This is a genomic window from Saccharothrix sp. BKS2 (assembly GCF_047689505.1).
GTDB classification, from domain to species: Bacteria; Actinomycetota; Actinomycetes; order Mycobacteriales; family Pseudonocardiaceae; genus Actinosynnema; species Actinosynnema lopnurensis.
The window spans coordinates 140,929-160,437 of sequence record NZ_JAUQOL010000001.1; the positions used below are offsets into that span (position 1 = coordinate 140,929).

The 19,509-nt window shown below is 74.5% G+C and carries 18 protein-coding genes; 7 read left to right on the plus strand and 11 right to left on the minus strand.

The window, feature by feature from the left end:
* Position 1 precedes the first annotated feature (1 nt).
* The 5 genes from Q5530_RS00345 to Q5530_RS00365 all read right to left on the minus strand — a co-directional run bounded on the left by Q5530_RS00345 (position 2) and on the right by Q5530_RS00365 (position 4,831).
* Positions 2–268: a hypothetical protein gene (locus Q5530_RS00345; protein WP_415359868.1), complete on the minus strand. Its 267-nt coding sequence runs from the start codon at positions 266–268 to the stop codon at positions 2–4.
* Positions 241–960 carry an ATP-binding cassette domain-containing protein gene (locus Q5530_RS00350; RefSeq protein WP_415359869.1) on the minus strand — a complete coding sequence of 240 codons (720 nt, stop codon included), beginning with the start codon at positions 958–960 and terminating at the stop codon, positions 241–243. The genes Q5530_RS00345 and Q5530_RS00350 overlap by 28 nt, the downstream gene beginning before the upstream one ends.
* 457 nt (positions 961–1,417) lie before the next feature.
* On the minus strand, positions 1,418–1,936 hold the full coding sequence (locus Q5530_RS00355; protein WP_415359870.1) for a hypothetical protein: 519 nt from the start codon (positions 1,934–1,936) through the stop codon (positions 1,418–1,420).
* A gap of 71 nt (positions 1,937–2,007) precedes the next feature.
* Positions 2,008–3,876 (minus strand): molecular chaperone HtpG, encoded by a 1,869-nt coding sequence (htpG, locus tag Q5530_RS00360; RefSeq protein ID WP_415359871.1) that lies wholly within the window; start codon positions 3,874–3,876, stop codon positions 2,008–2,010.
* A 349-nt stretch (positions 3,877–4,225) separates the two neighbouring features.
* Positions 4,226–4,831: a phosphoribosylanthranilate isomerase gene (locus tag Q5530_RS00365; protein ID WP_415359872.1), complete on the minus strand. Its 606-nt coding sequence runs from the start codon at positions 4,829–4,831 to the stop codon at positions 4,226–4,228.
* 222 nt (positions 4,832–5,053) lie between these two features.
* Here Q5530_RS00365 and Q5530_RS00370 point away from each other — a divergent pair, with 222 nt between their 5' ends.
* A complete protein-coding gene (locus Q5530_RS00370) occupies positions 5,054–5,452 on the plus strand; it encodes an ATP-binding protein (RefSeq protein WP_415359873.1) in 399 nt (132 codons plus the stop codon).
* 46 nt (positions 5,453–5,498) lie between these two features.
* Here the strand turns inward: Q5530_RS00370 and Q5530_RS00375 are convergent, their stop codons facing one another.
* The 5 genes from Q5530_RS00375 to Q5530_RS00395 form a co-directional block, all read right to left on the minus strand.
* Positions 5,499–7,268: a thiamine pyrophosphate-requiring protein gene (locus Q5530_RS00375; RefSeq protein WP_415359874.1), complete on the minus strand. Its 1,770-nt coding sequence runs from the start codon at positions 7,266–7,268 to the stop codon at positions 5,499–5,501.
* 75 nt (positions 7,269–7,343) lie between these two features.
* Complete coding sequence (locus Q5530_RS00380) at positions 7,344–7,886, minus strand: GNAT family N-acetyltransferase (RefSeq protein ID WP_415359876.1); 543 nt, start codon at positions 7,884–7,886, stop codon at positions 7,344–7,346.
* Positions 7,887–8,005: 119 nt separating this feature from the next.
* Complete coding sequence (locus Q5530_RS00385) at positions 8,006–8,776, minus strand: SGNH/GDSL hydrolase family protein (protein ID WP_415359877.1); 771 nt, start codon at positions 8,774–8,776, stop codon at positions 8,006–8,008.
* The gene (locus Q5530_RS00390) at positions 8,773–11,238 is read right to left on the minus strand and encodes an ATP-binding SpoIIE family protein phosphatase (RefSeq protein ID WP_415359879.1); all 2,466 of its coding nucleotides are present in this window, start codon (positions 11,236–11,238) and stop codon (positions 8,773–8,775) included. Before Q5530_RS00390 ends, Q5530_RS00385 begins: the two co-directional genes overlap by 4 nt.
* Positions 11,235–11,615, minus strand: a complete 381-nt coding sequence (locus Q5530_RS00395) for an STAS domain-containing protein (protein ID WP_415359881.1) — start codon at positions 11,613–11,615, stop codon at positions 11,235–11,237. The genes Q5530_RS00390 and Q5530_RS00395 overlap by 4 nt, the downstream gene beginning before the upstream one ends.
* Positions 11,616–11,841: 226 nt before the next feature.
* Between Q5530_RS00395 and Q5530_RS00400 the strand changes: the two genes are divergently transcribed.
* The 3 genes from Q5530_RS00400 to Q5530_RS00410 all read left to right on the plus strand — a co-directional run bounded on the left by Q5530_RS00400 (position 11,842) and on the right by Q5530_RS00410 (position 15,892).
* On the plus strand, positions 11,842–12,249 hold the full coding sequence (locus Q5530_RS00400; RefSeq protein WP_415359882.1) for an STAS domain-containing protein: 408 nt from the start codon (positions 11,842–11,844) through the stop codon (positions 12,247–12,249).
* A gap of 130 nt (positions 12,250–12,379) precedes the next feature.
* The gene (locus tag Q5530_RS00405) at positions 12,380–12,766 is read left to right on the plus strand and encodes a nuclear transport factor 2 family protein (RefSeq protein WP_415359883.1); all 387 of its coding nucleotides are present in this window, start codon (positions 12,380–12,382) and stop codon (positions 12,764–12,766) included.
* A gap of 177 nt (positions 12,767–12,943) precedes the next feature.
* Positions 12,944–15,892 (plus strand): AfsR/SARP family transcriptional regulator, encoded by a 2,949-nt coding sequence (locus tag Q5530_RS00410; protein WP_415359885.1) that lies wholly within the window; start codon positions 12,944–12,946, stop codon positions 15,890–15,892.
* Between the two features lie 15 nt (positions 15,893–15,907).
* On the opposite strand, the gene Q5530_RS00415 is transcribed toward Q5530_RS00410, so the two are convergent.
* Entirely contained in the window at positions 15,908–16,252 is a 345-nt protein-coding gene (locus tag Q5530_RS00415) for a hypothetical protein (RefSeq protein ID WP_415359887.1), read from the minus strand.
* A 264-nt stretch (positions 16,253–16,516) separates the two neighbouring features.
* Here Q5530_RS00415 and Q5530_RS00420 point away from each other — a divergent pair, with 264 nt between their 5' ends.
* From Q5530_RS00420 to Q5530_RS00430, 3 genes are read left to right on the plus strand one after another with little or no spacing between them, the layout of a single operon-like run.
* Entirely contained in the window at positions 16,517–17,758 is a 1,242-nt protein-coding gene (locus Q5530_RS00420; protein ID WP_415359888.1) for a helix-turn-helix domain-containing protein, read from the plus strand.
* 39 nt (positions 17,759–17,797) lie between these two features.
* Positions 17,798–18,247: a cobalamin B12-binding domain-containing protein gene (locus Q5530_RS00425; RefSeq protein ID WP_380639888.1), complete on the plus strand. Its 450-nt coding sequence runs from the start codon at positions 17,798–17,800 to the stop codon at positions 18,245–18,247.
* Positions 18,244–19,506 (plus strand): methylaspartate mutase, encoded by a 1,263-nt coding sequence (locus tag Q5530_RS00430; protein ID WP_415359889.1) that lies wholly within the window; start codon positions 18,244–18,246, stop codon positions 19,504–19,506. The genes Q5530_RS00425 and Q5530_RS00430 overlap by 4 nt, the downstream gene beginning before the upstream one ends.
* Positions 19,507–19,509 lie beyond the last annotated feature (3 nt).

Genomic DNA, 19,509 nt, shown 5'->3' on the forward strand with positions numbered 1-19,509 from the left:
CTCAGTCGAGGTGCGCGAGGCCGAGGGCGCACAGGTGGGACACCCACCGGCCCAGGTCCTCGCGCACCACGTGCGGGTCGGTGTTCCACCGCCGCGCCAGCGCCGCCGACGCCTCGTCCACGCGGCCGTCGTGCCGGCGCAGCGCGATCCACATCCCGGTGTGCTCGGCCTCGAAGAGGAACGACGCGCCGGCGCCCGGCATGGTCAGCGATAACCGGCCCTCCGCGTCGACCTCGGCGTTCACCGGGTGTTCGAGTCGAACGCGCACCCTCTCCCCCTGAACGGTTCGACGACGCGGTCGCACCACGGGGCGACCCGCTCGGGCGAGCGCACGGCGCACAGCACGCCACCGCCGGCGGCGGTGAACTCCCGCAGCACCGCGCGCACCACCCCGAACGCCCACGCGTCGACCCCGGTGAACGGGTCGTCCAGCACCAGCAGCCGGCGCTCGCCCAGCAGCGCCGTGGCCAGCCGCAGCAGGAGGCGCTGCCCGGTGGTGCAGCCGTGCACGGGCAGGTCCGCCACGTCGGTCAGCTCGCACACCGCCAGCAGCAGGGTCGCCCGGCGCTCCGCGGCCGAGCGCGGCAGGCCGTGGCCCATCCCCGCGCCCACCAGCACGTCGCGGCAGGGGCGGCGGTCGAGCACCGCCCCGTCGTCGGCGGGCACCAGCGCGACCCCCGTCCGGATCAGCCCCGAGCCGTCCCACAGGTCCTCGCCGAACAGCCAGAGGACACCGTCGTCGGGCGGCAGCAACCCGGCCGCGATCGACGTCAGCGTCGTCTTGCCCGCACCGGGACCGCCGACCACCCCGACCAGCGCGCCGCCGCGCACCTCCAGGTCGACGCGGTCGAGCACGACCTCGTCCCCGAACTGCTTGCGGACGCCGTCCAGCCGGAGCAGTGGAGTCCCGGTGCTCCCGACACCCGGGAGCAGCCGCTCCTCCGAAACCGTTGCACGCATGAACCCCTCCTATGAGCTGACCTCAACGCTAAGAGAGGTCACCGACGAGGGGCATGGCGCTAACGCCACAACAGAGGTGGACCTACACCAACCCCCGATCGGGAACACCGGTGGGCCGAAAGTGACGAAGGGTCACAAGGGAGGGCGGCGGTGGGCCCGGGACGGGCCCCGGGAAACCGGGAATTCCACCTGAGACACGAGGCTCAACCCGCAGAAATCGGGTGAGGCTGGAATAACGGCACGCGCGGGGACCGAGTGGTACCGCCATCACCCGATCGGGGAGAAACCCGACCGGGACGCCGATCTCTTTCGGACGCAAGGTATTGTGCCCCAACGACTTCAAAATTGTGACCTTCGCCACTCCCCCTGTTCCACCCCGTCCCGGGCGGCCGGAAGTGGCGCGGCGCACAGCCGGCCGTCGACCGCCCGGCCGGCCCGCCGAGGCGGGTTCAGCTCGTCACCCCGGTGCGGCGACCCGCACGTCGGCCGTCAGCTCCAGCACGGCGGCGGCCGGGTCCGGGCGCAGGAAGCGCAGGCCCATGAAGTTGTCGCCGACGTTGAACCCGGGCAGCGCCCAGACCTCCTCGTAGGGGATGTCGGTGGGCCAGAACGCGCGCAGGCTGTAGACGTTGCTCCACACGCACCGGCCGGGGTCGGGCCGCCACAGGTGCCGGGCGAAGTCCGGGTTGCGCAGGCCGTGGCCGACCTCGCCGACCGCCAGCACGCGCTTGCGGCCGGTCAGCAGCACGACGTCACCGGCCGTGACCGTGTCCATCCGCCTGTCGTGCTTCGCCGTGGCACCCCAGAACCGGGCCCGGCCCGACGGGTGGGCGGCGTTCAACCCGGTCAGGTCCTCCGGGTCGAGCAGCCCGGCGCGGTCCGGTTCCCGGAAGGGCACGGCGCGGTCCAGGGTCTCCGCCCAGTACCGACGCACCCAGGGCTTGCCGAAGGAGGGCTGGACGAAGACCTGTGGCACGGCCCCGGGTTACCCACGACCCCGGGGTCCGACACCGGGGCGGCGGTCGCGGCGACCGCCGCCCCGGTCGGTCACAGCGACCGCTGGAGGTGGTCCGACAGCAGTCGCACGAACCGGGCCGGGTCGGTCAGCTCGCCACCCTCCGCGAGCAGCGCCATGCCGTGCAGCAGCTCCACGGTCCCGGCCAGCCCGTCGTGGTCCTCGGTGGCGGCGAACGCCCCGTGCAGGCCGACGACCAGCGGGTGGGCCGGGTTCAGCTCCAGGATGCGCTTGACCGGCGGCAGCTCCTGCCCCATCGCCCGGTACATCTTCTCCAGGGTCGGGGTGAGGTCGTGGGCGTCGCCGACCACGCACGCGGGCGAGGTGGTCAGGCGCGAGGACAGCCGCACCTCCTTGACCTGCTCGGCCAGGGTGGTGGTCATCCAGGCGAGCAGGTCGGCGAAGTCCTTCCGCCGCTCCTCGGCCTCCTGCTTCTCCTCCTCGGTCTCCAGGTCGACCTGCCCCTTGGCGACGGACTGGAAGGTCTTCCCCTCGAACCCGGGCACCGCGTCGACCCACATCTCGTCGATCGGGTCGGTGAGGACCAGCACCTCGAAGCCCTTGGCCCGCAACGCCTCCAGGTGCGGCGAGTTCTCGACCGTGGCCCGCGAGTCACCGGTCATGTAGTAGATGTGCTGCTGGTCCTCCTTCATCCGCTCGACGTACCGCGCGAGCGTGGTCTTCTCCTCCGCGTCGTGGGTGGAGTCGAAGGAGGCGATGCCGAGGATGGCCTCGCGGTTCTCGGCGTCGGCGAGCAGGCCCTCCTTCACCGCCGCGCCGAACTCGCGCCAGAACGTCGCGTAGTCCTCGGGCTTGTCCGCCATCATGGTCTTGACGGTGGAGAGCACCTTCTTGACCAGGCGGCGGCGCATCAGCTGGATCTGGCGGTCCTGCTGGAGGATCTCGCGCGAGACGTTCAGCGAGAGGTCCTGGGCGTCCACCACGCCCTTGACGAACCTCAGGTACTCCGGCATCAGCTCTTCGCAGTCGTCCATGATGAAGACGCGCTTGACGTAGAGCTGCACGCCGCGCTTGCGCTCGCGCATGAACAGGTCCAGCGGCGCCTGCGACGGGATGAACAGCAGCGCCTGGTACTCGAACGTGCCCTCCGCCTTCATGCGGATGGTGTCCAGCGGCTTGTTCCAGTCGTGGCTGACGTGCCGGTAGAACTCGGCGTACTCCTCCTCGGTGACCTCGCTCGCCGGGCGCGCCCAGAGCGCCTTGCGGGAGTTGATCACCTCGGGCTCGGCGTCGTCGCCCTTCGCCAGCCGGATCGGCCAGGTGATGAAGTCGGCGTAGCGCTTGACGATCTCGGTGACCTTGGCCGTCGAGGTGTACTCGGGGAGGTGGTCCTCGTCGTCGGCGGGCTTGAGGTGCAGGGTGACCGAGGTGCCCTGCGGCGCGTCCTCGACCTCCTCGATCGTGTAAGTCCCCTCGCCGCCGGACTCCCACCGCACGCCCTCGGCGGACCTCGGGTGCCTGGTCACCAGCGTCACCCGGTCGGCGACCATGAACGTCGAGTAGAAGCCGATGCCGAACTGGCCGATGAGGTCCTGCGAGGCGGCGGCGTCCTTGCTCTCCTTCAGCCTGGTCAGGAACTCGGCCGTGCCGGACTTGGCGATGGTGCCGATCAGGTTGACCACGTCGTCGCGGGTCATGCCGATGCCGTTGTCCCGGACCGTCAACGTCCGCTGCTCGCGGTCGACCTCGATCGCGATGTGCAGGTCGGAGGTGTCCGCGGTCAGGTCCTTGTCGCGGAACGTCTCCAGGCGCAGCTTGTCCAACGCGTCCGAGGCGTTGGAGACCAGCTCGCGCAGGAACGTGTCCTTGTTCGAGTAGATCGAGTGGATCATCAGCTGGAGGAGTTGCCGCGCCTCCGACTGGAACTCGAGCGTTTCCACGTCCGTCCTCTCTGTCCGACCCTCGTCGACCGCACATCGTATCGAGCCCCGCGGCGCCGGGTGGGCGACCTGGGGACAACCGCGCCTCGGGGATCGGGTGCCGCACGGGGTGCCGCCGGCTGCCGCGGGACTCGGCTGCTGCGGGACCGGGCCGCGCCGGACCGCGACCCGGGTCACACCGACCGGCGGGTGGTGGTCGGGTGGGTGGTGGACCGGTAGGGGTCGGACCAGCCGGTGTCGGCCGCCCGGAACAGGTCCCCGGCCTCCGCCCGGCACAGCTCGCTCCACCCGGCCGGGTCGCTGCTCCCTCGCGTGCCGGGTGGCCGCGTGGTCCCACGCGGCGGCGCGGTCAGCCCCCGACCGACCGCGCCGCGGCCACGAACTCGCGCATCAACCCGTGGTCCTTCACCCCGCGGCCCGACTCGATGCCGCTGGACACGTCGACCCCCCACGGGCGGGCCAGGGTGACGGCCTCCGCCACGTCGCGCACGCCCAACCCGCCGGCCAGCAGCCAGCGCCCCTCGGGGCGGGCGCGGTCCAGGGCGGTGAGGTCCCAGCGCTCCCCCGAGCCCGCCACGGGCGAGTCGAGCAGGAGCAGGTCCTCGCCGTACGCGCCCACCCGCACGTCGGTGTCCGGCTTGAGCGCGACCGCCCGCACCAGCCGCACCCCCGACGCCGCGACCTCGTCGAACGCGGGCCTCGGGTAGTCGCCGTGCAGCTGGGCCGCGCCGATCCCGGACGCCTCGGCCAGGCGGCGCACCTCGTCCGCCCCGACCCCGCGGAACACGCCGACGGCCAGCACGTGCGGCGGGACCTCGCGGACCAGCTCCCGGGCCGTGTCGAGGTCCACCCGGCGCGCGCTCTCGGTGAACACGAAACCCACCGCGTCCGCCCCGGCCTCGACCGCCACCGCCACGTCGGCCGCGGTGCGCAGGCCGCACAACTTCACGTACATGCCGGTGACAGTAGCGCGGCGCCCGGCCGTGTCCACAGAGGACCCGACCGTCCGCGCCGGGTTTCGCGGTCGCCCGATCGGGGTACGGACGAGGGGTTGGGCCGGGCCGGGTGGAATGGCGGCGCCCCACCGGTCGGGAGCGGCACGGGGACCGCCGGACAGGGTAGCTTCTGCGCAGATCCGCGCCCCGGGCGTCTTGAGCAGACAGGACAGGTTCGCCACATGACCGATGAGGGTGATCGAAGCCCACCCGCGCCGTTGGTCGTCGACCTGACGGGGCCGCGCCCGCCCGCGCTGGCGGACGTGCGGCGGCGCACCGTCGCCTCCCTGCCGGCCCTGTCCGACGACAAGGTGGACGACGTGCTGCTGGTCGTCACCGAGCTGGTCAGCAACGCCTACGACCACGGCGACCGCGCGCTGGAGCTGCGCGTGGGCGGCTCACGGCAGCTGGTCCGGATCGAGGTCGACGACGAGTCGCCGGACATGCCGGTGCTGGGCCGCTCCTCCATCGGGCGCTACCGCGGGCACGGCCTGCTCATGGTGGAGAACCTGTGCAAGGACTGGGGTGTCGCGCGCGGGACCGCGCACAAGACCGTCTGGGCGGTCCTCACCAGCGACTGACCGGGGCTCCGGCCTCACCGCCCCCCGGGCCCGACCCCGGCCCGCCCTACCGCTCCTCGTCGGCGCGTTGGCGCCGCAACTGCTCCGACGCCGCCTCGTTCGGCTCCTGCTCCAGCGCGCGGCGCATGGTGTCCACCTTCTCCTCCGGCAGGTGCGGCGCGAGCAGCGGCACGTCCGGGTCCACCAGGGCCTCCACCACCACCGGCCGGTCGGCGTGGAAGGCGTCGTGCCAGGCCCGGCCGACCTGGTCCGGCGCGTCGACCCGGATGCCGCGCAGGCCCAGCAGCTCGGCGTAGGCGGCGTAGGGGAAGTCCGGCACGCGCTGCGAGGTCGCGAAGCGCGGGTCGCCCTCCATCTCGCGCTGCTCCCAGCTCACCTCGCCCAGGTCGCGGTTGTGCAGCACCAGCACCACGAACCTCGGGTCGGCCCAGGTGCGCCACCGGTCGGCCACCGTGATCAGCTCCATCAGGCCGTTCATCTGCATCGCGCCGTCGCCGACCAGCGCCACCACGGGCCGGTCGGGCGCGTGCAGCTTGGCGGCCAGGCCGTAGGGCAGCGAGCAGCCCATCGACGCCAGGTAGCCGGAGGTGTGGGCGGGCGCGCCGACCGGCAGCGCCAGGTGGCGGGCGTACCAGTAGGTGGACGAGCCGACGTCCACCGCGACCTGCACGTCCGGCGGCAGGTGGCCGGACAGCTCGTGCACCACCAGCTCCGGGTTGAGCGGGTCGGCGGGATGCCGGGCGCGCCGGCCGGCCACCTGCCGCCACCTCGCGACGCCCTCGAACACCTCCTGCTCCCACGACCGGTCAGCTTTGGGCGTCAGCAGCGGCACCAGCGCCCGCAGCGTCTCCGCGGAATCCCCCACCAGGGGTACCTCGACCGGGTACTTCCCACCGACCACGCGGGCGTCGACGTCGATCTGCACGGCGCGGGCCTGGCCCGGCTCGGGGTAGAACTCGGTCCACGGGTCGTTGCTGCCGACGATCAGCAGCGTGTCGCAGCCCGACATCAGCTCGGCGCTCGCGGTGGTGCCCAGGTGGCCCATGACGCCGGTGTGCCAGGGCGCGTCCTCGGTCATCACGGTCTTGCCGAGCAGGGACGCGGTGACGCCCGCGCCCAGCAGGGCCACCACCTCCGCGATCCCGGTCGCGGCCCCCTCCGCCCCGCGCCCGATCAGCAGCGCGACCTTCCGGCCCGCGTTGAGCACGTCGGCGGCCCGGCGCAGGTCCTCCTCGCGCGGCAGCACGCGGGGCCGGGCCACGACCGCCGAGGAGGGCACCACGCCGTGGGTGTGCGGCAGCTCATCCACGGCGTCGGCGCGCTGCACGTCGTGCGGCACGATCAGGCAGGTGGGCACGCCCTGGGAGATGGCGGTGCGCATCGCGTTGTCCAGCAGCACGGGCAGCTGCTCGGGCGCGGACACCGTCTGGAGGTACCGACCGCACACGTCCTTGAACAACGAGTGCAGGTCCACCTCCTGGAGGTAGCCGGTGCCGAGCGCGCTGGTCACGACCTGGCCGACGATCGCGACCACCGGGCGGTGGTCCAGCTTGGCGTCGTAGAGGCCGTTGAGCAGGTGGATCGCGCCGGGGCCCTGGGTGGCCAGGCACACGCCCGGCGCGCCGGTGTACTTGGCGTGGCCGGTGGCCATGAACGCGGCCGTCTCCTCGTGCCGGACGGGCACGAACTCCGGGTCGCCGCCGGCCCGGCGCAGGGCGGCCAGCAGCGGGTCGATCCCGTCGCCCGCGAAGCCGAAGACCCTGGGCACGCCCCACGTCCGCAGGCGCTGGACCAGGGCGTCGGCGACGGTGCTCATGGGGCCTCCTCGAACCGGGCACGTGGTGGCCGAGTTCCCGGGTGGGTGCGGTCGAAACCGCCGGGCGCCCCCCGCTCAGGTCAACGGGTACTCCATCGACACCCCGGCCAGCACCGTGCCGTCGGGCAGCGGCACCGGGACGGGCGCCACCTCGCGGAAGCCGAACGCCCGGTAGAGCGGCACCCCGGGCAGGGTGGCCACCAGCACCAGCGACCGGAACCCCGCCGCCCGCGCCGCCCGCTCGCACTCGCCGAGCAGCGCGCGCCCCAGGCCCCGACGCGCCCGGTCGCCGCGCACGAACATCGCCCGCACCCGCGCGGGCTCGGTGGCCGGGTCCAGCAGCCGGTCCTCGCCCGGCCGCGCGCCGGAACCGGTGTAGAGCTTGTCCCGCCGGCTCCACCCGCCGCAGGCGACGACCTCGCCCGCGTGCTCGTGCACGTAGTAGGTGCCGTCGTCGATCAGCACCACGTCGGGCACGGTGAGGTGCTCGGCGGCCGACGCCGTCTCGCGCTCGTCGTGGAAGTGCGGGAACAGCTCCAGCACCGAGCGCCGCATCAGCGCGCCGATGCGCGGCACGTCGGACCGGACCGCCGCGCGCAGCACGGGCGTCTCCCCCATGGCCCTCCTGTCGTCCAGGTCATCCTCCCGGACCGCGCCGGCGGGTCGGTGCCGGGCCGAGACCGGCCGTGCCTCGGCCGGTGACCACGCAGACCACGCGGACCACGTCGTCCGGCCGGTCAGGCGTGCCGCATGGCCTCCACCGGCGTCCAGTCCCGGTGCTTGCCGGGCTCGTGGTCGCCCGAGGAGATGCCGCGCAGCCGGCGGTTCACCCACGGCAGCACGTGCTCGCGGTAGTACCGGGCCTCGGCCAGCAGGCCGCGGGTCGCCGCGGTGCCGGGTTCGACGGCGTGCGCGGGCACGGGGTGGCCCAGCGCGGCGAGCACCACCGAGGCGACCCGGCGGTGCCCGGCGGCGTTGAGGTGCAGCCGGTCGGGCGACCAGTACTCCGCCCGGCGGATCTCGGTGTCGTTGAACATGTCCACGAACAGCAGGTCGTGGCGGCGGGCCAGCTCGGTGATCGCCGTGGTCAGCTCCGCGCCGCGGCGGCGGACCACCCGCCCGAGGGGCAGCCGGGCCGACGGGTCGGCCCCGCTGAGCAGGACCAGCCGCACCCCGGCGTCCAGGCAGCGCCGGACGGCCCGCTCGGTCAGCTCCACCAGGCGTGACACGTCGATGCCGGGGCGCATCATGTCGTTGCCGCCGCCGTTGAACGTGATCAGCGTGGGCGGCGGGGTCAGCGCCAGCGCGGCGTCGAGCTGGGTGGTCGCGATGGGTTCGAGCAGCCGGCCGCGCACCGCGAGGTTGGCGTAGTGCACGGTCTCGCCGCGGGCGGTGGCCAGGCCCGCCGCGACCAGGTCGGCCCAGCCGCGCGGCGAGCCGTCGGGCAGTTCGTCGCCCACGCCCTCGGTGAAGCTGTCGCCCAGGGCGGCGTAGCGCACGGGGCTCACCGCTGCCCCGCCCGACCGCCGGTCCGCGCGGGGATCTCGGCCCAGACGACCTTGCCGTCCAGGGTGGTGCGGGTGCCCCAGCGCGTCGAGAAGGCGTTGACCAGGTACAACCCGCGGTGGTGCTCGTCCTCGGGCCCGGCCTCGAACAGCCGGGGCAGGGTGGCGCCGTGGTCCGCGACGTCCACGGTCAGCCGGACCCCGTCGTGGTGCAGCCGGAGCGTGCCAGGGTCCCCGGTGTGCTTGACGGCGTTGGTCACCAGCTCGCTGGTCACCGTCAGGGCGACGTCCAGCACGTCGGCCAGCCCCCACTCCCGCAGTCGGTCGGTGACGAAGGCCCGCGCCCGCGCGGCGGCGGCCGGGTCGGCCTCCAGCGGCAGGGCCGCGACCCGGCGGTGCCCGGCGGTGTGCCGGACGTGCACCAGGGCCACGTCGTCGTCGTGGCGGCCCCCGGTGAGCCGGTCGATCAGCTTGTCGCAGGCCACCTGCGGGTCGACGTCGCCCGGCAGCAGGCGCAGGCCGTCGACCAGCTCCTCGATGCCCGTGCCCAGGTCGCGGTGGCGGTTCTCGACGAGGCCGTCGGTGTAGAGCGCCAGGCACGTCCCGGGCGGGAACGGGGTCTCCTGCTGGAGGAAGTCCTCCCCCACGCCGAGCGGCATCCCCAGGCCCTGGCCGATCAGCCGCGGTTCGCCCTCGGGCGGCAGCAGGACCGCGGGCAGGTGCCCGGCGTTGGCGAGGGTCAGCGTCTGCTCGACCGGGTCGTGCACCGCGTACAGGCAGGTGATGAAGGTGGCGCCGGGCGTGGTGTCGGCCAGGTTCGACACGCGGCCGAGCACGTCGCCGGGCGGCAGGTCCAGCAGGGCGTAGGACCGCACGGCGGTGCGGATCTGCCCCATGACCGCCGCCGCGGTCACGCCGCGGCCCACCACGTCGCCGATGACGAACGCGGTGCGCCCGCCGGGCAGCTCGATCACGTCGAACCAGTCGCCGCCGACCTCCGAGCCGGTGGCGGCGGGCAGGTAGCGGGAGGTGATCTCCAGGTCGGGCACGTCCGGCACGATCGGCAGCATGCTGCGCGCCAGCTCGGTGGCCATGCTGCGCTGGCGGTCGAACAGCCGGGCGTTGTCCAGCGCGATCGCCGCGTACCCGGCGATGCCCTCGACGAGCTGCTGGTGGCGTGCGGTGAACCGGGCCGGCTCGTGGTGGCCGAAGAAGAAGCCGCCCAGCACCTCCTGCGACGACGGCGAGATCACCGACACGGCGAGGTAGCTGCGCACCGGCAGGTGCCCCGGCGGCATCCCCCGGTAGGGCTCGCTGAGGCCGTAGCGGGGGTCCCGGGTGATGTCGTCGGAGCGGACCGTGCCCAGGCCGTCGAACGTCGCCGCGAACACCGCGGTGTTGCGCGGCATCGGGAAGCTCTCGAACGCCGCGCGCGGCACGCCGGAGAGGGTGTAGAGCGTGTAGGACTCGCCGTACTGGTTGATCAGGTTGTAGAAGAACGCGCCGAACTCCGCCCCGGTCGCCCTGGTGGCCGCGTCCGTGGCGTCCTGGACCAGCACGTCGAGGTCGAGCTGGGCGGTCAGCCGCTGCCCGACCACCTGGAGCACGTCGACCAGCTCGGCTTCGGCGCGGATGTTCTCCAGCGCGTTCTCCAGCGCGGCGGCCTGGGCGCGGGCGACGTCCTCCAGCACCTCCAGGTGCTCGTGCAGCGCGTCGCGCCGGGCGGCCAGGCCCGCTTCGCGTTGCCCGTTCCAGGGGTGGGAGAGCAGGCCCGCGCGGACGCTGACCGCGACGGCCCGGAACAGCTCGGCGGCGTCGGTCGGGATGGGCACGCGGGAGAACAGCACCACGCAGAACAGGTCGCCGCTGGGCAGCACGCCGCCGAACCCGAGGGCCGAGGCGATGCCGTAGGCGGCGACGAAGTCCTGGTCGGGCACCCGGTCGCTGCCCGCGGCCACGGGCACGTGGAACACGCCGAACCGGCCCTCGACGTCGGCGAAGGACCCGGCGGCCACGTCGGCGGGCCGCACGCCCAGCTCGTCGACCAGGGTGGAGATCATCGGCGCGCCCGCCACGGCCTCGGCGTCGGGCAGCGGGATGGCGCGGTGGGCCCGCGAGCGGGTGGGGTCGTTCCAGTCCGGCTCGACCCCGGCGGTGGCCTCCAGGGTCAGGCAGCGCAGGTCGGGGGCCGGCGGCTCGGCCGCGCCGGCGAGCACGAGCTCCCGCACGTCCTCGGCGAGGTCGGCGAAGCGGCGCGTGGCGAACACCCGGACCAGTTGGAGGACCGGTTCGCCGTGCTCGTCGACGAAGCCCTCGCGCAGCCGGTGGACCACGGCCTCGGCGGCCGCGACGAAGTCGGGTGCCCGCTCGGCCGCGCCGCGCAGGACGGCGGCGACCTCCACCATGTCGGACAGGCCGAAGGTGGCGAAGCGGTGGCCGCGCCGGGTGTCTCCAGCTCCGCTCATGACCGGTGGTTCTCCTCCGGCCCCGCCGGAACCTGGTCGACGATGGTGAGCAGGCGGTCCAGCGAGGTCATCGTGATCGCCGACCGGACCTGGGGGCGCAGCGAGGCGAGGACCAGCGCGCCGCCCGCCGCCCTGGTCACCTTGTGCAGCCGGACCAGCGCGCTGAGGGCGCTGGAGTCGCAGAACGTGAGGTCGGCCAGGTCGAGCACCAGCGGGCCACCGGCGGCGGCCAGCGGTTCCGCGACCGCGAGCAGGCGCGGGGTCGTGCCGAAGTCCAGTTCGCCGGAGACCACCACCACGGTGTCCTCGGGCCGTTCCCGGACGTCGACCGACAGCGGTAGCGCGTCGCCCACCCTCGCCTCCTCCACACCGTTCATCCACCGGAGCCTAACGCGCGACGCCGGGTGTCGAGCACCACGCCGGGCCTGTGACCGGGTGTTACGCGATCACCGGTACGCCACGCGCAGGAGTGTCGCACCTCTGTGTGACAGAGGCGGGGGAACGCCGTGCTCCGACCCCGCGCCGGACCCACCCGGCGTGATCACCGCCGCGGATCGCGCCGGTCGAGCGGCAAGCCGCCGACCAGCGTGGTTGAGTGGAGCCGTGACAACCCCGGAGACGACGAACCAGGAGGGGGAGGACCCGTGGACGCGGGTCGAACTCCTCGCCGATGCCCAGGCGGTGGCGGTGCGGGTCGGTGGCGACATCGACCAGAAGACCGTCGAGGTGCTGGACAAGGGACTGGACGAGGGCCTGGCCAAGGCGGTCGAGGTCGAGGCGCTGCTGGTGGTGGTGGACCTCCAGGAGGTGGGTTTCGTCGCCTCCACGGGGCTGTCCTCGCTGATCCGGGTGCACAACGCCGCCAGGGACAAGGGGTTGGAGCTGGTCGTGGTGCTGCCCGACGAGCACCGGCTGTCCCGGCTGCTGTGGCTGACCGCGCTCAGCCGCATCCTCACCGTGACCCCCTCGGTCGAGGAGGCGCTCAAGCAGGCTCCCCGCAACCCCGCCTGATCCCTCGCCCGTCCCCCTCACCCTCCCCCGCGCGGGGCATCGCTCGGCGCGATAGCGCAGCGATAACCGGCGGTTAGCGCAACCGAGGAGGTTGATCGGGGCAGGGACGCCTACGGAGGGGAACGGTGCCATGGCAGCGGACCGGTGGCAGGGCGCTCGACAGCCCGGCTCCGCGGTCACCGCGGTGGGGGTGGAGCACGTCCGCCTGAGCTACGAGTACCTCGACCGCAGCGACCTCGACGGGTACGCGTCGCTGTTCGACGTCGACGCCGTGCTCCATCGACCGGGCGAGCGGGAGGTCCGGGGGCGCGAGGAGATCGAGGCGTACCAGGCCCGCCGGGAGCACCGGGTGGGCGCGCACGTGCTGGACGAGGTGATCGCCGCCGAGGGCCGCGTGGCCGTCGTCGGCAAGCTCGTCCGCGCGGGCACCGAAGTCGGTTTCGCCGACATCTTCGCGCTGAGCGAGCACGGCCTGCTGCGGTCGCAGCGGACGTACTTCTTCACCACGCCCGCCTGATCGGCGCACCCCGGCTGCTCCCGACGCCCGCCGGACGATCTGGACGAACGGCCCATTTACCGGCGCCGGCGCCGGGGCGCGGTACCACATCCCGGAACCGCCGGTTACGGTCTGGTGGGGGTCGAGCACGGGGAGTCGAGCTTGGAAGACGGGGCACGGTTATCGCAGGCTTCTCCGGTGTACCGGGTGCTGGGACCGCTGCACGTGTCCAGCGAGCCAGGCCGGGTCGGCAAGGTGCCGCCGGGGCGGCAGCAGGTGGTGCTCGGCGCGCTGCTGCTGGAGGCCAACCGCGTGGTCAGCATCGAGCACCTGATCGACGCCGTCTGGGACGAGTCACCGCCCGCCACCGCGCGCACGCAGGTGCAGATCTGCGTGTCGGCGCTGCGCAGCACCCTGGCCGCGGTCGACCGCGGTGACGCGATCTCCACCCGGCCGCCCGGCTACCTGCTGCGGGTCGCCGACGGCGAGCTGGACGCCCACGTGTTCGCGCGGCTGACCGCCGAGGCCGAGAACCTGGTGCGCCGGGGCGACCCCCGGACGGCCGCGGAGCTGCTGCGCCAGGCGCTGGGCCTGTGGCGGGGCCCGGCGCTGAGCGGCACCACCAGCAACGCGCTGCTGGCCAAGGCCGCCAAGCTGGACGAGGACCGGCTGGCGGTCCTGGAGACCTCGCTGGACCTGGAGCTGGGCGCGGGGCGGCACCGGCAGCTCGTGGGCGAGATCGGCGCGCTGGTGGCCCAGCACCCGCTGCGGGAGCGGCTGCGCGGGCAGCTGATGGTGGCGCTGTACCGGTCGGGCCGGCAGGCCGAGGCGCTGGAGGTCTACCGCACGGGCCGGGACCTGCTGATCGACGAGCTGGGCCTGGAGCCCGGCGAGGAGCTGCGCCGGCTGGAGGCGGCGATCCTCACCGGCGACGCGGCGCTGGCCGTGCCGTCGCAGGCCCCGCCGGTGGAGGTGGTCCGGCAGGCCGCGCCCGCCCCCGCGCCCCAACCGGTGGTGCCGCTCCAGCTGCCGGCCGACATCGGCGACTTCACCGGTCGCGCCGAACTGGTCGCGCGGGCGCTGCGGCTGCTGGAGCCGGGCGGGCGGGCGACCCGGGTCGTGGCGCTGGTCGGCAAGCCCGGCATCGGCAAGAGCGCGCTGGCCGTCCACCTCGCGCACCTGCTGGTGGAGGCCCACTTCCCGGACGGCCAGCTCTACTGCGACCTCGGCGGCACCAGGACGCACCCGGCCACCGCCGCCGACGTCCTCGGCCGGTTCCTGCGCGCCATGGGCATCCCCGGCACGTCCATCCCGGACGCCGAGGACGAGCGCGCCGAGATGTACCGGCAGCTGGTGGCGCGCAAGCGGATGCTCGTGGTGCTCGACGACGCGGCGGCCGAGCGGCAGGTGCAGGCGCTGCTGCCGGGCAGCAGCACGTGCTCGGTGGTCGTCACCAGCCGCGCCCGGCTGACCGGGTTGCCGGGCGCGCGGGTGCTGGAGGTCGAGGTGCTCGACCACGACGAGGCCACCGACATGCTCGCCGCGGTCATCGGCCCCGAGCGGGTCGCCGCCGAGCCGGCCGCCGCCACCGCGCTGATCCGGCTGGTGGGCTGCCTGCCGCTGGCGCTGCGCATCGTGGCCGCCCGCCTGGCGGCCCGGCCGAGCTGGTCGCTGGCGTGGATGCTGGAGCGGCTGTCGGACGAGCGGCGGCGGCTCGACGAGCTGGCGCACGGCGAGATGATGGTGCGCGCCAGCCTCGCGCTGACCTACGACGGCCTGGACGTCGAGTCGCGCCGGCTGCTGCGGCTGCTGGGCGCGCTCGACGGGTTGAGCTTCCCCACCTGGGTGGCCGCGGCGCTGCTGGACGTGGAGCTGATGCGCGCCACCGACCTGCTGGAGCGGCTGGTCGACGCGCAGATGCTGGAGCTGGTCGCGATCGACGTCACCGGCACCCCGCGCTACAAGTTCCACGACCTGATCCGGCTGTTCGCCCGGGAGCAGCTGGAGCAGCACGAGGAGGAGGACGAGCGCCGGACCGCGCTGCGCCGGGTCGTGGGCGGCTGGCTCGCGCTGGCCGGCGAGGCGCACTCGCGGGTCTACGGCGGCGACTTCACCTCGCTGCACGGCGACGCGCCGCGCTGGCGCCCGTCGCGGTCCTATGTGGACCGGTTGCTGGCCGACCCGCTGGTGTGGCTGGAGGCCGAGCGCCCCACCCTGTGCGCGGCGGTCGAGCTGACCGCCGCGGAGGGCATGGACGAGGCGTGCTGGGACCTCGCGGTCACCCTGGTGACGCTGTTCGAGGCGCGGTGCTACTTCGACGACTGGGAGCGCACGCACCGGCAGGCGCTGGACGCGGTGCGCGCGGCGGGCAACGAGCGGGGCGAGGCCGCGCTGCTGTGCTCGCTGGCGTCGTTGCAGCTGAGCTGGTCCCGGGCGCGGGCGGCGCGCGACCTGCTGGGCCCGGCGCTGCGCACGTTCGAGGAGCTGGGCGACGTGCGCGGGCTGGCGCTGGCCCGGCGCAACCTGGCGCTGGCCCACCACCGGCTCGGGGAGAACGAGCTGGCCGCGCCGGTCTACCTGAGCGCGCTGGAGGGCTTCCGGCTGGCGGGCGACCCGGTCGGCCAGGCGTACGTGCTGGCGCAGGTCGCGCAGATCGACCTGGAGAACGGGGACCAGGAGCTGGCCGCGGGGCGGCTGTACGAGGCGCTGGACATCTGCCGGGAGTTCGGCAACCAGCGGGTGGAGGTGCAGGTCCGGTACCGGTTGAGCGACCTGATGGCGCGCCAGGGGCGCAACCCCGAGGCGGAGGAGGCGCTGACCGAGCTGCTGGACGTGGTCCGCGCCGGTCGCGACATCGTGGGCGAGGCGCGGGTGCTGCACCGGCTGGCGGTGGTGAAGCTCGCCCTGGGCGACCCGGGGGCGGCGGAGGCGCTGCTGCGGACCGCGCTGGAGGTGCGGGAGCGGGCGATGGACCACGGCGGTGCGGCGGAGACTCGGGCGGAGCTGGCGCTGCTGCTGGCCGGGCGGGGGGACCGGACCCAGGCGGTCGGTCTGCTGGGGCGGGCGATCACCACGTTCGCGGAGCGCAACATGAGCGCGGCGCGGCTGCGGGCGCAGCAGGCCCTGGACCTGATCCGGGCGGGCTGAGGGCCCCGGTCCGGGTCACGCGGCCGAGGTCGGGCCCCAGGGGGTGTCGTCGGCGGTCGGACCCCACGGGGTGTCGTCGGTCGTCGGGCCCCAGGGGGTGTCGTCAGCGGTCGGGCCCCAGGGCGTGTCGTCCGTCGTCGGGCCCCACGGGGTGTCGTCAGCGGTCGGACCCCACGGGGTGTCCTCGGCCGTCGGACCCCACGGCGTGTCACCGGCCGTCGGACCCCAGGGCGTGTCACCGGCCGCGACCGAGGTGGCGGTGACCGCCTCGGCGGCGTGGGCGGCGGTCGCGCCGAGCACCGGGGCGAGCACGATCGCGGCGAGGGCGGCGGTGGTGGCGAGGGCCTTGTTGACGCGCATCTCGTGTCCTCTTCCCGGCTGTCGGTCCCGGTGTCCCGGGCTTGCTGGAACCGACGTTAGGAATGGCGGCCATCACCGGATTATCACCGCGAAAAGGACCGTCGCCGCGTTCGCTATCACGGCGCGGGAGGTCCGGCGATAACGCCGCGATAAGCGCGCGGACATGCTGGGAACCGGGTCGAGGACCGACACGTTCCGGCAGGTCGGAGCGAGGTGCCGGCCCCCAAGTCGGACAGCGGGATCTCGTCGCCACCTGGAGTTCGCATGGACGCAAGATCGGTAGACCGGCAATTCGGCGAACTGCTCCGGCAGCACCGGATGAGGCGAGGAGCCACCCAGCGGCAACTGGCGGACCTGTCCACCATCAGCGTGCGGGCGATCCGCGACCTGGAGGCGGGTCGGGCGAGCCGCCCGCGCCGCGACACCGTGCGGCTGATCGCCGAGGGCCTGCGGCTCAGCGGCCGCGAGCTGACCTCGTTCGAGGCGGCGGCGCTGCGGGCGCGCGGCGGGGTCGAGATCGACCTCGTGCCCGACCTGGACGCGGTGCCGCCGCCGTCGGCGCTGGACGCCCTGGTCGGCCGGGGCGCCGAGGTCACCGCGCTGCTGGACCTGCTCAGCGAGGGCGGCTCGCGGCTGGTCGCGGTCACCGGTCTGCCCGGCGTCGGCAAGACCCGCCTGGCCGTCGAGGTCGCGGGCCGGCTGCACGAGTCCGGGTCGGTCCGCGTGCTGTGGGACACCGCCGGCGCGAACCCGGCCGGGGCCGCCGGCCGGCTGCGGTTGCTGGTGCGCTCCGCGCTGGGCCGCGCCGAGGACGGCGAGGGCCTGGACCCGCTGGCCGCGCTCATCGGGGACCGGGAGCTGCTGCTGGTGCTCGACGGCCACGACGCGGGCTGGCCGGACCCGGACCGGGCGCTGACCCTGCTGCACCGCTGCCGCCGGCTGCGCCTGCTGCGCACCACCCGCGAACCGCTGGACATCCCGGGCGAGCGGGTCCTCGCGCTGCCGCCGCTGCCCGGTGAGGACGCGGTCCGGCTGCTGACCCGGCTGGCCGGGCAGGTCTCCCCCGGCGTGGCGACCCGCTCGGCGGACGCGCTCGTCGAGCTGGCCGACCGGCTCGACGGCCTGCCGGGCGCGCTGGAGGCGGCGGCGTCGTGGTTGCTGGTGCACCGCCCGGAGGAACTGCTGGAGCTGGTGCGCGCCGACCCGCTGGGCGTCACCGCCGACCGGCTGCCGGACCTGCGCGGCGCGCTGGCGCAGGCGTTGGCCGCGGTGGGTGGTGAGCGGGCCGTGCTCGACGCGGCGGGCGGTGCCTGGACCGTGCCCGACGCGGCGCGGTTGACCGGTGTGCCCCCGGTCGCGTGCGCGCACCTGGTGCGGCGGCTGCGGCTGCTCGGCCTGGTGCGGCCGGTCGGCCACGACCGCTTCCGGGTGCTGAACCTGGCGCGCGCCGCAACTGCCGCACTGCTGCCGGTCGGGCTGCCGCTCGCCGGGGTCCGCGACTCCTAACTTGGCGATCACGACCATCCTGCGACGCAAGGGGTTGCCGTGGACTTGGCAGAACCGGTCAGCGACCGGCGAGGGCTCGACATCGTGGTGACGAGCCTCGCTTCCGACGCCCACACCTGGAACCTGGTGTACCTCCAGCTGTTCCTGGAGGAGCTGGGGCACCGCGTGGCGAACCTGGGCGCGTGCGTGCCCGACGACCTGCTGGTGGCCGAGTGCGCCCGGCGGCGGCCGGACCTCGTGGTGATCAGCACCGTCAACGGGCACGGCTTCCACGAGGCCAAGCGGGTCATCGCCCGGCTGCGGGCCCGGCCGGAGCTGACCGCCACCCCGGTGGTCGTCGGCGGCAAGCTGGGCATCGACGGGCCGGGCGGGCTCGACCGCGCCGCCGCGCTCACCGCGGCGGGCTTCGACGGCGTGTTCGAGGACGGGGGCGCCCTGGCCGCGTTCCGGTCCTTCCTGGCCCGGCTGCCCGTGGGCGTGCGGTCATGAGCGACGGGTCGTTCGGCGGGTTCGTGGCCGCCGCCGCCCGCCGCGGCGAACTGGTGGTCCAGCCCCGGATGGGCATCGGCGACCCGGCGGGGATGCGCGCCGGGCTGCTGGCCGTGCGGCGCGCCGGGGTGCGCGCGGTCGGCACCCTCACCCTGGACAGCTTCACCCGGGTCGGCGACCACGACGCGGTGCGCGCCGCGCTGGCCGCGGGCGACCACCTCAACGGCTACCCCATCGTGGCCTACCCGCCCGGGACCACCCGGTCCGTGCTGGCCGGGGTGCACGACGACTCGTTCCCGGTGCAGGTGCGGCACGGTTCGGCCAAGCCGCAGGACATCGTGGTCGCGCTGCTGGCCGCCGGGCTGCACGCCACCGAGGGCGGTCCGCTGTCCTACTGCCTGCCCTACAGCCGGGTGCCGGTGGCCGAGGCGGTGCGCGCGTGGGCCGAGTCGTGCCTGCTGCTGGCGGGCCTGCGCGAGCGCGGCGGCCGGCCGCACCTGGAGTCGTTCGGCGGCTGCATGATGGGCCAGCTGTGCCCGCCGGGGCTCCTGGTCGCGATCAGCGTGCTGGAGGCGCTGTTCTTCCGCCAGCACGGCCTGGGCAGCGTGTCGCTGAGCTACGCCCAGCAGACGCACCCGGAGCAGGACGCGGAGGCCGTGCACGCGCTGCGGGCGCTGGCCGCCGAGCACCTGTCCGACGTGGAGTGGCACGTGGTGCTCTACACCTACATGGGCGTGTTCCCCCGGACCCCGCGCGGCGCCACCGCGCTGCTGGAGCGCGCGGCGGAGCTGGCCGTGCGCACCGGAGCGGAGCGGCTGATCGTCAAGACCGTGGCGGAGGCGCACCGCATCCCCACGGTCGAGGAGAACGTGGCGGCGCTGCGGATCGCGAGCCGCGCGGCGGCGCGGGCCCGCCGCGACCAGGCGACCCCGGACACCGGGGTGCTGGCCGAGGCCCGCGCCATCGTCGAGGCGGTGCTGGACCTCGCCCCGGACGTGGGCGTGGCCCTGGTCCGCGCGGTCGAGCGCGGCTACCTCGACGTGCCGTACTGCCTGCACCCGGACAACGCGGGGCGCACCAGGGCCGTGGTCGACGGGACCGGTCGGCTGCGCTGGTCCCGGACCGGGTCGCTGCCCCTGGCGGGCCTGGTGCGGGCCTCCGGGCGCGCCGAGACCACCGCCGCCGAACTGCTGCGCTCGCTGTCCCACGTGGAACGGACCTACGACGACGCCGCCCTGCACCCGGTCGGCACCGGTTGACCT

What these genes read in the sequence shown, in the direction of transcription:
- Q5530_RS00350 (WP_415359869.1), bottom strand. Translation starts at nt 960, where the DNA reads ATGCGTGCAACGGTTTCGGAGGAGCGGCTGCTCCCGGGTGTCGGGAGC.
- Q5530_RS00365 (WP_415359872.1), bottom strand. Translation starts at nt 4,831, where the DNA reads ATGTACGTGAAGTTGTGCGGCCTGCGCACCGCGGCCGACGTGGCGGTG.
- Q5530_RS00370 (WP_415359873.1), top strand. Translation starts at nt 5,054, where the DNA reads ATGACCGATGAGGGTGATCGAAGCCCACCCGCGCCGTTGGTCGTCGAC.
- Q5530_RS00375 (WP_415359874.1), bottom strand. Translation starts at nt 7,268, where the DNA reads ATGAGCACCGTCGCCGACGCCCTGGTCCAGCGCCTGCGGACGTGGGGC.
- Q5530_RS00380 (WP_415359876.1), bottom strand. Translation starts at nt 7,886, where the DNA reads ATGGGGGAGACGCCCGTGCTGCGCGCGGCGGTCCGGTCCGACGTGCCG.
- Q5530_RS00390 (WP_415359879.1), bottom strand. Translation starts at nt 11,238, where the DNA reads ATGAGCGGAGCTGGAGACACCCGGCGCGGCCACCGCTTCGCCACCTTC.
- Q5530_RS00395 (WP_415359881.1), bottom strand. Translation starts at nt 11,615, where the DNA reads ATGAACGGTGTGGAGGAGGCGAGGGTGGGCGACGCGCTACCGCTGTCG.
- Q5530_RS00405 (WP_415359883.1), top strand. Translation starts at nt 12,380, where the DNA reads ATGGCAGCGGACCGGTGGCAGGGCGCTCGACAGCCCGGCTCCGCGGTC.
- Q5530_RS00415 (WP_415359887.1), bottom strand. Translation starts at nt 16,252, where the DNA reads ATGCGCGTCAACAAGGCCCTCGCCACCACCGCCGCCCTCGCCGCGATC.
- Q5530_RS00420 (WP_415359888.1), top strand. Translation starts at nt 16,517, where the DNA reads ATGGACGCAAGATCGGTAGACCGGCAATTCGGCGAACTGCTCCGGCAG.
- Q5530_RS00430 (WP_415359889.1), top strand. Translation starts at nt 18,244, where the DNA reads ATGAGCGACGGGTCGTTCGGCGGGTTCGTGGCCGCCGCCGCCCGCCGC.